Annotated in this window: 12 protein-coding genes; 1 reads left to right on the top strand and 11 read right to left on the bottom strand. The window is 33.6% G+C overall.

Features of this window, described 5'->3' with window-relative positions; translation table 11 throughout:
• Window position 1: 1 nt before the first annotated feature.
• The 6 genes from BZ25_RS05665 to BZ25_RS05640 form a co-directional block, all read right to left on the bottom strand.
• Window positions 2-490 carry a 4Fe-4S dicluster domain-containing protein gene (locus BZ25_RS05665; RefSeq protein WP_012208231.1) on the bottom strand — a complete coding sequence of 163 codons (489 nt, stop codon included), beginning with the start codon at window positions 488-490 and terminating at the stop codon, window positions 2-4.
• Window positions 491-764: 274 nt separating this feature from the next.
• On the bottom strand, window positions 765-1436 hold the full coding sequence (locus tag BZ25_RS05660; protein ID WP_121514545.1) for a HesA/MoeB/ThiF family protein: 672 nt from the start codon (window positions 1434-1436) through the stop codon (window positions 765-767).
• Window position 1437: 1 nt separating this feature from the next.
• Window positions 1438-1713, bottom strand: a complete 276-nt coding sequence (locus tag BZ25_RS05655) for a MoaD family protein (RefSeq protein ID WP_121514546.1) — start codon at window positions 1711-1713, stop codon at window positions 1438-1440.
• Window positions 1710-2303, bottom strand: coding sequence for a molybdenum cofactor guanylyltransferase (locus BZ25_RS05650; protein ID WP_121514547.1), 594 nt, complete (start codon window positions 2301-2303; stop codon window positions 1710-1712). The genes BZ25_RS05655 and BZ25_RS05650 overlap by 4 nt, the downstream gene beginning before the upstream one ends.
• Window positions 2269-5022: a formate dehydrogenase subunit alpha gene (fdhF, locus tag BZ25_RS05645; RefSeq protein ID WP_121514548.1), complete on the bottom strand. Its 2754-nt coding sequence runs from the start codon at window positions 5020-5022 to the stop codon at window positions 2269-2271. The genes BZ25_RS05650 and fdhF overlap by 35 nt, the downstream gene beginning before the upstream one ends.
• A gap of 44 nt (window positions 5023-5066) precedes the next feature.
• Window positions 5067-6878 (bottom strand): LVIVD repeat-containing protein, encoded by a 1812-nt coding sequence (locus BZ25_RS05640; protein ID WP_121514549.1) that lies wholly within the window; start codon window positions 6876-6878, stop codon window positions 5067-5069.
• 181 nt (window positions 6879-7059) lie between these two features.
• On the opposite strand from BZ25_RS05640, the gene BZ25_RS05635 reads away from it, so the two are divergent.
• On the top strand, window positions 7060-7524 hold the full coding sequence (locus BZ25_RS05635; RefSeq protein ID WP_012208237.1) for a chemotaxis protein CheW: 465 nt from the start codon (window positions 7060-7062) through the stop codon (window positions 7522-7524).
• A 62-nt stretch (window positions 7525-7586) separates the two neighbouring features.
• Here the strand turns inward: BZ25_RS05635 and BZ25_RS05630 are convergent, their stop codons facing one another.
• The 5 genes from BZ25_RS05630 to flgK are packed head-to-tail and all read right to left on the bottom strand — an operon-like array spanning window position 7587 to window position 12129.
• Window positions 7587-7955 carry a cupin domain-containing protein gene (locus tag BZ25_RS05630; RefSeq protein ID WP_012208238.1) on the bottom strand — a complete coding sequence of 123 codons (369 nt, stop codon included), beginning with the start codon at window positions 7953-7955 and terminating at the stop codon, window positions 7587-7589.
• 24 nt (window positions 7956-7979) lie between these two features.
• Window positions 7980-8246 (bottom strand): carbon storage regulator, encoded by a 267-nt coding sequence (locus tag BZ25_RS05625; RefSeq protein WP_121514550.1) that lies wholly within the window; start codon window positions 8244-8246, stop codon window positions 7980-7982.
• Window positions 8247-8248: 2 nt separating this feature from the next.
• On the bottom strand, window positions 8249-8722 hold the full coding sequence (gene fliW / locus BZ25_RS05620; RefSeq protein WP_121514551.1) for a flagellar assembly protein FliW: 474 nt from the start codon (window positions 8720-8722) through the stop codon (window positions 8249-8251).
• A 17-nt stretch (window positions 8723-8739) separates the two neighbouring features.
• Window positions 8740-9636, bottom strand: a complete 897-nt coding sequence (gene flgL, locus BZ25_RS05615; RefSeq protein WP_103064562.1) for a flagellar hook-associated protein FlgL — start codon at window positions 9634-9636, stop codon at window positions 8740-8742.
• 42 nt (window positions 9637-9678) lie between these two features.
• Window positions 9679-12129, bottom strand: a complete 2451-nt coding sequence (gene flgK / locus BZ25_RS05610) for a flagellar hook-associated protein FlgK (protein WP_233546298.1) — start codon at window positions 12127-12129, stop codon at window positions 9679-9681.
• Window positions 12130-12137 lie beyond the last annotated feature (8 nt).

Here is a 12137-nt window from a genome sequence, read left to right as displayed (position 1 = left end):
TTTAAGCTCCCCCCTTTACTAAATCTTTTGCGATTTCTTTAAGGCGGGTGGCAGTTTCCCTTACTTTCACATTTGTGATATCTTCTACTTCTTCGTAAGACAAAGCTCCTGGATAGCACACTTTAATACACGCTGGATCCCCACCACAGTTATCGCATTTTATAACCTCTTTCCCTGTGTGATCCAATTTTATGGAACCCCACGGGCATGCTACGATGCACTGTTTACATCCGATACATTTTTCCTTGTTAAGTTCTACCACCCCTGTTTCAGGGTTCTTAGTCAGAGCGGAAGTAGGGCATACTTCTTCACAATATGCTCTCTCACACTGCAGACAAACACTTGGGACGAAGGTTAAATCTTCCCAAAACTCGTTCACTTTGATTCGAGAGTCAAGGGGGTTAAACTTTCCCGTATGCTCAAAAGAACAAGCATACTCACATGCCCTACATCCCGTGCATTTTGCCTGATCCAACATCAATACTTTCATGCACACTCCTCCTTTCAATATTTTAAAATGTTAACTGAACTACAGTTAACTAAAAAAAAAGAAAACTTTGTTACATTCAAACTCCTATTTTTGAAAAATTTATATTGTTGTTATTTTAACTCTTATGTAAAAAAAAGTCAATTTGATTTATTGGCAATTAGAAGCGTTTAGGGACGATTATTTTCAATTAGAAGGCAAATTCTTGCAAATAAGCGCTTTTCTTAATCTTATCTTGAAAAACAAGGATTAATAGAGGAATGAAAGTTCTTATTTTTCATTGAAGGTTAATTATTTCAAGGGAATAATCTTTTAAATCTATGAGTAGTAACTTGTTGTCGAGGGTATCTTTTCTTCCAATTATTACTTTAATTGTTTCTATTACTTGAAGGGATGCCATAATCGATACTACAGGTGAGATAACAGAGACCTTTTCTTGTGTTGTATCAATTTCTCCGAATATATCTTTTAAAGACGAAGTTTTACCTGGGATTATGGTTGTCAATTGACCATACCATTGATTAACGCCTGCATGAATATAAGGTACGTTGGATTCCCAAGCAAGTTGTTCAAGAATATATCTCGTTTCGAAATTATCAAGAGCGTCTAATATGACGTTCACATCTTTTGGTATTTTACTCTTTTTTGAAATTTTTTCTACTTTTGTTTCTATTATCGTAGGCAAGTTAAAAGATTCAAGAATTTTTTTAGCTTGATCAACTTTGTATTCACCAATGCTATCCACGCTATATAAAACTTGACGGTTTAGGTTAGAAGGTTCAACCTTATCATAATCCACCAAATATATTTTTTTTACACCAACCCTTTGTAACTCCAAAGCCTGATGAGTTCCAAGACCTCCAGCACCACCAATATAAACAACAGCTTGTTTTAGCTTTAAAGACTCCTCTTTTGAGAACAACCCTTTTTGTCTTTCCAAGTAATCCATATCATCCTCCTCCAGAAGGGGGAAAAATTGTTATTTCATCTTTATTTTCTACTAACGTATCCAATCCTTGTAAATGGCGAATATTTCTTCCATTTAATAATACTATTGTACCGCTTTTAAGTTCCCCGTTTTCTAGTAATTTTCTACTAAAGTAATTATCAAACTCTTGATCCAATAATTTTATTATTTCTTTAATGGATTCCGATTCTGATAATTGGTAATCGACTTCATCCTTTTTCAAATCAAACTTTATAAGGGAAAAGAATTTAATTTTCAAATCTTTTCACTCCTTTCCATATGCATTTCTAATTTTTCTACATCTTTCTTATAATTTATATTGAAAAACAATTTTTCAGGCTCTCCAATTTCTCTTATAATGGTTTCTTTTATTATTCTAACCTTTACTTTGGGGAAAAAACTCTTCAACTTTAATTGATCCTTTTTTAGTGAGGCACTGATAAAAGGCAAACATTTTTTGCTATAAACAGCGGCAAGTGGCTCAAGGTAAGAGTTGTACTCGGGCACAAGAACGTCATAATCTTTCTTCTGTAACTTTACAAATTCAAAAAATTCATTTGTCAAAAAAGGCATATCACAGGCTGTCAAAAAGTTGTAGTCGCTATCAGAACAGGTTAAACCCGTAAGCAACCCGCCTAATGGGCCTTTATTTGGTATTATATCCTCACAAAAAAATACATCTTGCAAAAAAACATACTCTTTTACGTTGCCTATTATGTATACTTTTTCAAATGCATTTTTTAGACCTTTAACAATCTGTTCTATCAAAGGTCTTCCGTTGATTGTTTCCATTGCTTTATTAGTCCCAAATCTGCTACTCTTGCCTCCTGATAGAAGTAAAGCGTTCATCAATTAAAACCTCTCTTCTTGAAACTCTTTTTTCAACTTTTTCTAACTTAACTGGGGTTATTTTTAATTCGGGTATCTTTGCTTTTAAATCATAAACACGATTGGTAAGTTTATTGGCTGGACTTTCCGCATAGTGAAAAGGCATGAAAAGTTGGCCAGGTTGAACTCTTTGTCCAACCTTTGCATAGGTTTCAACCGTTCCTTGAGGCGAAGTTATCCTAACTCTATCTTTATCTTTGATCCCCAATTTTTTTGCATCTTCTATGTTTATTTCGACATAAGAGTCTGGTTCATGCTTGTCAATAGGATAGGATCGCCTGGTCATAGTACCTGTATGGAAATGGTATAACATCCTTCCTGTCATTAAGGTAAAATTGTACTTTTCATCGACTTCTTTTTCTGGAGGAGCAAACTCAACTGGAAAAAACTTGCCTTTCCCACGAGAAAAACCATCCTTATGCAAATATTTTGTACCTGGATGATTAACATCAGGGCAAGGCCATTGCAAACCACCTTTTTCCAATCTTTCATAACTTATTCCGCCGTATAATTTTGATACTTGTGCGATCTCATCCATAATTTCAGAAGGAGAATTATATTTCATTTCATAACCCATTTTATTAGCCAATTTAGTTAATATCTCCCAATCTGCTTTAGCCCTTCCAGGAGAGTTGACCGCTTTTCTCACCCTTTGTATGCGTCGTTCGGTATTTGTAAACGTACCCTCTTTTTCAGCAAACGACGCCGCTGGCAAAACTACATCTGCAAATTGTGCAGTTTCAGTCAAGAATATATCCTGCACTATTAAAAAATCCAAACTTTCTAGAGCTTTTTTAACATGGTCTTGATCTGGATCAGACAAAAAAGGATTCTCACCCATTATGTAGAGAGCCTTTATCTTTTTACCAGCTTCTTCAAACATTTCTGTTAAAGTCAATCCTTCTCTATCAGTTAATTTTACACCCCAATAATTCTCAAACTTTTCTTTAATTTTGGGATCACTGACTTTTTGATAACCAGGATAAACATCAGGTAAAGCCCCTACATCACAAGCACCTTGCACGTTGTTTTGTCCCCTTAATGGATTAACTCCTGTGCTTTCAAAACCAACGTTCCCAGTTAAGAGTGCAAGATTCGTAAGAGAAAGTACGTTGTTAGTTCCGTATTTATGTTGAGTTATTCCCATTGCAAAATATATTGCTGCTTTTTCGGCTAAACCAAACATTTTTGCAGCTTCGATTATCTTATCTGCTGGCACACCTGTAATCTGGGATACTTTAGATGGTGTATAACCTTCTATTACTTTTATATAACTTTCAAATCCTTCCGTTCTTTCTTCAATGAATTTTTTATCAAGTAACCCTTCGTGGACGATAACATTCATCATTCCATTTATTAAAGCCACATCTGTTCCAGGCTTGTGATGTAATGAAATGTCAGCAATTTCAGAAAGTTCTATCTTCCGAGGATCTGCTACTATTAAATGGGTCCCGTTTTTCTTCGCCTTTTTTATCTTGCTTCCAATTACCGGATGATTCTCCATTGGATTTGAACCTATAACAAATATTACATCACTTCCCTCTATTTCTGATATAGAGTTGGTCATGGCTCCCGAACCAAATGCCATCCCTAATCCAACAACAGTGGAGGCATGACAAAGTCTGGCACAGTGATCTACAGAATTTGTACCAATTACTGCCCTCATAAATTTCTGCATAATATAGTTTTCTTCATTTGTACATTTTGCTGAGCTCAACCCACCTACTGAATCACTTCCATACTTTCCTCTTATATTCAATAGTTTTTCTGCAACATAATCTAATGCTTCTTCCCAACTAACTTTTTCAAAATGTCCATTTCTCTTTATCAAAGGGTCAGTCAATCTATCGGGGTGATTGACAAAATCATACCCAAACCGGCCTTTCACACAGCTTTCTCCATGGGGGTTTGGAGAGTTTTCGTTGTAAACGGAACCAACTTGAATTATTTTATTGTCTTTGGTTCTTAATTCCAATTGACAACCAACCCCACAGTAAGGACAGGTCGTTATAGTTTTATTAAATTCGTAATAACGCCCTTTTCCTTTGGAAGGAATATAAGTAAGAGCCCCCGTTGGGCACATTTCAACGCATTGCCCACAAAAGACGCATGGAGAATCTTTCCCTCCCAGATCTTCATCAAATGGAGGGCTAACTTTAGTTTCAAAACCTCTATTGACAAAATCCAATGCGTTACACATTTGAATCTCTTTACATGTTCGTACACATTTGCCACAAAGTATGCATTTGTCTGGATCAAGCTGTATAAATTCATTCTGAGCTTTTATCTCAAAACGTGGGAGTTTCTTTGTTCCGAAGGTGGATTCTTTAATTCCATATTCGTAAGCTAAATCCTGAAGGACACAGTTTCCATTAGCTTCACATGTCATACAATCCATTGGATGATCAGAAACTAGTAAATCTACAACCGTCTTTCTAGCCTCGATAACCCGTTCACTATCCGTTAAAACCTTCATCCCATCAGTTACTGGTGTAACACAAGAGGCAACTAATTTACGATTATTTTCCAATTCTACCAAACACATTCTACAAGAACCTACATCGGATAAATGTGGACTATGACATATGGTAGGAATATAGATACCGTTTTGTTTTGCAACCTGGAGTATAGTTTGGCCTGGTTCAGCTTCGTAATCATTATGATTTATAGTAACTACCAAAACATAAGACCCCTTTCATTATTAAATTTACGAAAAATTCAATATCAAAAAATCATATTCTTAGCGGTGAAAATATTTACAACAACTTCTTCATCTACTAGTTGAAGTTTATCTGTAATATTATATCTCGTTATTCCTTTTGAAGAGTAAGAAATGTAAAGATATCCATTTTTACAATCCATACTTAAAATTGGAAGATCTAAATTTATTATTCGATTTAAATCAAAACTTGACAGATCAACGATCGTCAATTGAGAGCCTATAGAATAAAATATATATTTATCATTCAGAGCAATTATATCGGGCAAATAATCAAAGCTAAAATAATCGATAATGTTAAAATTTACGTCTGTCCTAAATACCCCTTTTTCTGTTAAAAGGATAAATCCATCAGGAATTGAATGAATTTGTTCAATATGATCTTTGGAATAAAATTTAAAACTACTCTTTCCCGTTAAAAAGTTAAACTCTATTATCTTATCTTCCTCAGCTATATACGCAAAGTTATCAATAATTTCTATATCTTGAGCCATTCCTACAAACACCTTTGTTCCATAAAAGAAAGAATATATATTCTCTTGGGCAATAACGAATACATCTTCTTGGGTTTCTTTTATACCTACAATGTTTTCAGGAAAACTTTTGGTAATTGTATTCGTAGCATCATAGAAATTAACTACATTTTCATTGAGTTCGTAAAACCCCTTCTCGCCTTTTATCAAATCCCCAATATATCTTTTCTCCCATAACTTTTCTTTTTGTTTATCTATATAAACTATCTTTCCACCCTCATCAATTAACACCCCTGATTCCAACGCAACGAAATCATCAATTGAGTCAACTGTATTAATATACTTAAGTAATTCTTTAGTATCTAATTCATAAATATACAGCCCATCTTCGTTATTCGTTAAGTATATATACCCGTCATTTATCAAAATATTTGGTCTAGAAAATTGTCCAGTAATAATTTCTTGAGTTTCTAATGATTCCAAACTTCTTTTATATACACCGTTATTCGTAGAAAAATAAAGCAAATCATCTACTAAATGTATAGAAAAAGCATCTTCATCCCATATATACAATGGTTTCACATCATGTTTTTTTGTCGTGGTCAAATCTTTTGTTTCAAATATTTGTATACCCAATAAATCGTCGTTCACCACAAAAAAATCCTTACTCAAACTAATCATTCTAGGTGAAACCAACTGATCATAATAATTAATTTCTTCAACGGTTCGATCTTCTTTGACTTCATAAATCTTCATCCCTAAACCTGGACCAATCACAAATAAATACTTTTCAAACATTTCAACTTGAGTTACCATGCCCCGTAAACGAATATGTTCTTTCAATCTTATATACACCTTATCTTTCAAATCGAAGCTTATCAAGCCATTTTCACCATCCGCAACAAATAATAATTCTCCATTCGTTGCAACGGATAAAGAATCACCAAATGTGGAGTAAGAGTTTAATAAAGTTACTTTTTGGGGATCTGAAAAATCATAAATTTTCAATCCCTCTCTGTCAACAAGATAAAGATAATCTTCATAAATTTGAGCATCGTTAACATAACTACCGGTTGTTACTGAAGCAATTATTTCTTTCTTTTCAACATCGAAAACATAAAATCCTTCGTAACCTCCTATTATTACTCCGTATTTGGCATTTACTGTTGAGATAGGAATTTTTTCTTGAACAATCGGATTAGTAACCTCTTCTACTTGAGTACTACTCACCTGAACAGACCTTTCTTTTGCAATTTGGATGTGAAATATTACAACCGAAGTCATTATCAAAATTAAAACAATTAAAAAGCCTAAAATAGTATAATTCTTAATAATTTTGCGCACGGGTTACACCCCAATATGTTATAATTTTAATATAATTATAACATAATTTTTTTCGTATATTCTTTAGCCCAGAGACAACTTTTTTTCTAAATACTTTTATGATATAATTTTTTAGAAATTTATTGAATTATAATTAGCCATTTTAGAAACAAAATTTTGATTTTAAAAAGGGGGAGTAAAAATGCCATCCGAGTTGAAAATAGTCACATTCAACATTGGTAAAGAAAAGTTTGGCCTCGATATTATGAATGTGGATGCCGTAATTGAGTATGAAGAGACCACTAAATTACCAAATGCTTCTGACTATTTCGAAGGTGTAATAAATTATCGCAATGAAGAAGTTTTACCTATCATCAACCTGAGAAGAAAATTTAAAATGTCCGACTTTGAAGACAGATCTCACGCCAAAGTAATAGTTTTAAAAATCGATCAAAGACGTGTGGGAATAATGGTTGACGATGTAAAAAACGTAAGAAGTATCGACCCTAATTTAATAAACGAAAAACCTAATATAGGTGGAATGCGCGGAGCTGATTTTATAAGTGGCATAGCACGTTTAGAAGATGGTATGTTAGTAATATTAGATATAGATAAACTGCTAACCGAAGAAGAAAAGGTTGCAATAGACGAAGTTATTAATAATTAAACTGCTTTCAAAAAGCATAAAAAGTGGCGATATATTTATTACGCCACTTTTTTATGAAAAATTCATTCTTCATCTGCAGATGTTGGAATAACACAAATAAATTCTAAATCTTCATCTCCTGCGTTCTTCAATTGGTGCTCTATGCCTCCAGGGACGTAAACAAAACTTCCAGCTTCAACTGCATTGTATTTTTCTCCATCATAAACTTCTGCCTTACCTTTAACTATAAATATTTCATGTTCCCATCTATGAGAGTGTTTAGGAGAATATCCACCTGGTTTAACAGTGAATAACCTCATAACAAAATTAGGCGCTCCATAATTACTCTTCCCTATTAATATTCTTTTTTCAACATCTTTAGTCATTTCATTATTTATTATTAAAGGTTTAACTTCCTTTGCTTTACCTATTATTGCTTTTTCCTGCGACATATTCGATTTTTTCCTCCCTTGTATCTAAGTATTTTGTTTTTTATCTTTTTTTACTAGTTTTGGGATACTGGTCTTTATTTTTCCCAATCTGTTAACATCGCTCTCCAATGAGGCTTTATTTTGCTTTACGATTTCTTCATACACTTCTTCACGATAAATTTTTATATCTTTAGGTGCCTCAAAACCGATTTTTATACTTCCATTATCTTGTTCAACCATAATGAGTTTTATTTTTCTATTTCCTACTTGTATTACGATGGATTCTCCTATTTTTCTAGTTAATATCAACAAATCTATTCACCATCTTTTTGAACAGAGAGTATAGCCTTACTTCTTTCCAATTCTTCTTTCAAAAAGTGTCTAATTTTGTATTCTTCATTTTCAATTAAATATTGTACACCTTTATGATTTTTTTGGGAAATAATAATTGGAGCAGCTAAATTTATAGTTATTTCATCTTCTTTTTCTGGTATAGTCAATATACTTAATATTATAGCATCTTCTGGTTTCTCTAATTCCAAGTATTCTGTTAAATCTTGAGGAAGAGCAAACTGATAATCGTTTCTTATAAGTTGAGGAAAAGTAACAGGGAAAGCTACTTTCTTATCTTCTAACGAAGCTAACCACATGATAGGATATGTATCTTCAGGTTCCAGCAAAACAAATTGTTTAAGATCTTCGAAACCAGGAATACCATACTCAAAAATTATGGTTTTTTCAGTTTCTATCTTCACACTTCCCAACTTCGTTTCATATTCTTTTATCATAATTTTGGAAAACCTCCTTATAGAAAATCTGCCAAGGTTGGGGGAATAATATTACCAGCTGCCTTTAAAGCAGCTTGTAAGACATTTTGCTGAGTTGCCAATTCCATTACTACTTGAGCCATATCCGCATCAGCTTCATTGGATAAAAATTCTGTTGAAAAACTCTTAAATTCTTCCATTCTGTTTGAAGTCATTTCTAAAACTCGTTGAGTAGCTCCAACTTCCGTAAGATTCTTTAATACATTGTTTTGTATTTCTTCAACATTTTCCATCTCACTTTGAAGTGATGTGTAATCTCCTGCTTCTATAGCATTGGACAATCTTTTTACTATGGCAAAAATTGAGGCACCATAATCAGTTACAAAAGCATCATAAACTGTTTTACCGTATTCTATATCTTGCCCACCAACGGAAATCTTCTGCCTAATATTTGCTTCTGGGGGCATTATTATTTTAAAATTACCTTCGCTATCTATTTCCACGACTTTTTGATTGTTTTTAGCTCCCCCAAACACATAGTTTCCTGAAATTTCCGTATTTGCAATAGAAACTAGTTGCGTATTTATCTTGTCAAGTTCTTCTGATATAGCAACTCTGTCATTTTCGCTCAAAGTGATATTTTTTCCTCTTTCAGCAAGTTCTCTAATTCTAAGATATATTGAACTTACTTCCTGTAATGCTGTATCATACATATTCACATAATTTTGGGCTGTTTCCACATTAGTTTTATAACGTTCAATTTCCCTCAAACGACTGTCTAAATTAGAAATCCTTGTTGCAACAGCTGCATTATCTGATGGGTAACGAACTTTCTTTCCTGAAGTTAATTGAGAATTTAAATCACTATATTTCCTTAAAACATCTTGAATATCGTTAAGTGTTCTACTACTTAAAAGATTTTCAGTGATTCTCATGTTTTTACCTCCTCACCAACCAAACAAGTACTATTCACTCTATTATACAACACCCAAGTTGTTAATAACCGTCTCCATCATTTGATTGACCGCTGTGATAACCCTGGCAGAAGCATTAAAAGCCTGCTGATATTTCACAAGATTAGTCATCTCCTCGTCGATAGAAACACCCATCACCCTTTCTTTTTCAAGGCTGATTTCACTATTCAACATTTCACTGTTGAGTCTCATCTTATCCGCGGTTTCTCCCTTAACTCCTATATCTGTAACAATATTTCCCAAAAAGTTCGAAAAACCAACCCTTCCATTATCTAATACGGAATTATCATACATCTTGGATATTTCATCCCATACACTAACGTTTCCTGCACCAGTGGGAGAATAATTAATATTATAATAACCCAAATCGGTTGCAAGTAAAGAAGGGTTCTCTTTTAAGTTAGACGATACAGAAATTTGATTGACTATTCCTAATTCCTTATCAATTCGTAAAAGATCCGCTTTAGAAAACTTTTCATCTATTTGTTCAGGGCTTATATCTGGAGAAATCAGTGTAACGATATTGTTAGAATCATCTTCGATAAATCCTAAAGCATTGAATAATTTTTCAGGACCCTTTATAGTAACGTTCTTTAAGTCAAAATCTATTAGATTTCCAGCTCTCAACACAAATGAGCCATGTGGAGTTACAGAAGCGGTAACCCCTGTGTTTGTGGCATTGATTTTATCAACCAAGTCATAAGCAGTGTCTTTAAGAGGGTTGATCTCGATTCTTATTCCATTTATACTCATTTCTATTTTTTCATTTGAACCTAATAAATTATTCAAAGTAGGTTTTGAGGTATCTAAGGCGTCTAATGTTATTCTTTGTGCGTCATTTTCTGAAAGAGAACCATCTATGTCGTTCAATACGATGGTATCCAAATCAGCATTTGGAACTTTCTTCGTGGGAAGTATGTATATAAACTTCTTTTTAAGATCACCCTGATCATTCCTTATTTCTCTTTCTAGAGCTTTCAAATAACCTCCAGAATCGCTATTTATTTTTGATACTAAATCCGTAGCATTTGAAAAATATATAGGATCAGTCTCATTCGGCACTTCAAGCTTAATTTCGCCAGGGATGATAAGCTTTGGAGGAACTATTGAATAATCCTCTTCTATTTTGTATGCCTTAATTTCTTTAGTAGGAAAACCGTATTCCCTGAGAAAATCTCCTTTTATATCAACTATTAATTTGTCTTGAAAGCCAGAAGTATCCTTAAGATAAATAACATTATTTGTTGGATCATATTCTTTTAAATTATTAACGTCATATTCATCTGGAGAAGACAAAGCTTCAGAATCTACAGAGTAAAGATTGAAATCACCTGACTCAAGTGTAGGATCTTCATAAAAACTTCTATAACTTGTTACATATTGAATTGTGTCTGGATGGAATACGTCCGAATTTCCTGCTATCCTGAAAAATCTTGAATTTTCAAAACCTCTTTTGGTACTTATATCAGCAAAAAAGTTGGCTCCTGTTATAGTTCCTGTTGAATCCCACCCTTCTTTATAAATAAGATTAGTTGTATCGACTAAATACAAACCAAACTCATCGAGTTGTTGTTGATAAGAAGGGATGATTTCATCTCTCAATTCAAAAAGTGCAGACATTTTTCCATCGTTAAAAGTCAACAAATTGCTACCTACATAGGCGTAATATGCATCATTTGTTTCTGCAATGGTTAAGGATCTTATCTCTTGATAACTACTTCCATTTAAAACTACTTTATCCCCCATACTCAAAGAAATTTGACCATTTGAATGACTTGTTATTCTTATATTGGAAAGTTCTGAAAGTTTATCCAACAATCTATCCCTCTCATCAAGCAAATCATTAGGGGAACCACTCATTGAACTTGATGTGAGTATCTTTTGATTTAAATCGGCAATCCTTTTCAAATAACCGTTTATTTCGTCTATTCTGAGCTTTATTTCACTGTTTATATCATTTTTTAATTCTTCTAACCTATAGTTAAGATCTTTCATGGTGTTAACTAATTCTTCCGCTCGAGATACAACCTGAGTTTTAGCGGCTTCATTTGATGGATCAGTTTTCAACTCCTCGATTGATGCCCAGTAAGAATCATACATATTTCTCAAACCCGTTTCTCCAGGTTCACCAAACAATTGTTCAATATAATGCACATTAGAATATATATTTTCCCAATAATTCAAACGAGAAGAAGTTTCTCGAAATTGCAAATCTAAAAATTCGTCTCTCACTCGTTGAATATCGCTTACCGTAGAACCAGTTCCAAAAGATAAAGCTGCTCCCCCACTCCCTATCGTTGTTAAATTAATAGGGTTGGTAGTCACAATAACAGGACTCTGCCTAGAAAAACCCTGGGTATTAGAATTAGAAATATTATGGGCGACAACGCTCATAGCGATTTTATTGGTATAAACTCCTAGTAAACCCGTGTTCAATAGGCCGTTCAAAGTCATTGCACACA

It is taken from the genome of Petrotoga sp. Shatin.DS.tank11.9.2.9.3, from assembly GCF_003665005.1.
GTDB lineage: Bacteria > Thermotogota > Thermotogae > Petrotogales > Petrotogaceae > Petrotoga > Petrotoga mobilis.
Note: the sequence above shows the minus strand (reverse complement) of the source record. Positions and strands in the feature narration are given on the sequence as shown.

Bases quoted from the DNA above. Each gene is read 5' to 3' on its own strand.
- BZ25_RS05665 (WP_012208231.1), bottom strand. From the start codon at position 490: ATGAAAGTATTGATGTTGGATCAGGCAAAATGCACGGGATGTAGGGCA.
- BZ25_RS05660 (WP_121514545.1), bottom strand. From the start codon at position 1,436: ATGGATTACTTGGAAAGACAAAAAGGGTTGTTCTCAAAAGAGGAGTCT.
- BZ25_RS05650 (WP_121514547.1), bottom strand. From the start codon at position 2,303: ATGAACGCTTTACTTCTATCAGGAGGCAAGAGTAGCAGATTTGGGACT.
- BZ25_RS05635 (WP_012208237.1), top strand. From the start codon at position 7,060: ATGCCATCCGAGTTGAAAATAGTCACATTCAACATTGGTAAAGAAAAG.
- BZ25_RS05630 (WP_012208238.1), bottom strand. From the start codon at position 7,955: ATGTCGCAGGAAAAAGCAATAATAGGTAAAGCAAAGGAAGTTAAACCT.
- fliW (WP_121514551.1), bottom strand. From the start codon at position 8,722: ATGATAAAAGAATATGAAACGAAGTTGGGAAGTGTGAAGATAGAAACT.
- flgL (WP_103064562.1), bottom strand. From the start codon at position 9,636: ATGAGAATCACTGAAAATCTTTTAAGTAGTAGAACACTTAACGATATT.
- flgK (WP_233546298.1), bottom strand. From the start codon at position 12,129: ATGACTTTGAACGGCCTATTGAACACGGGTTTACTAGGAGTTTATACC.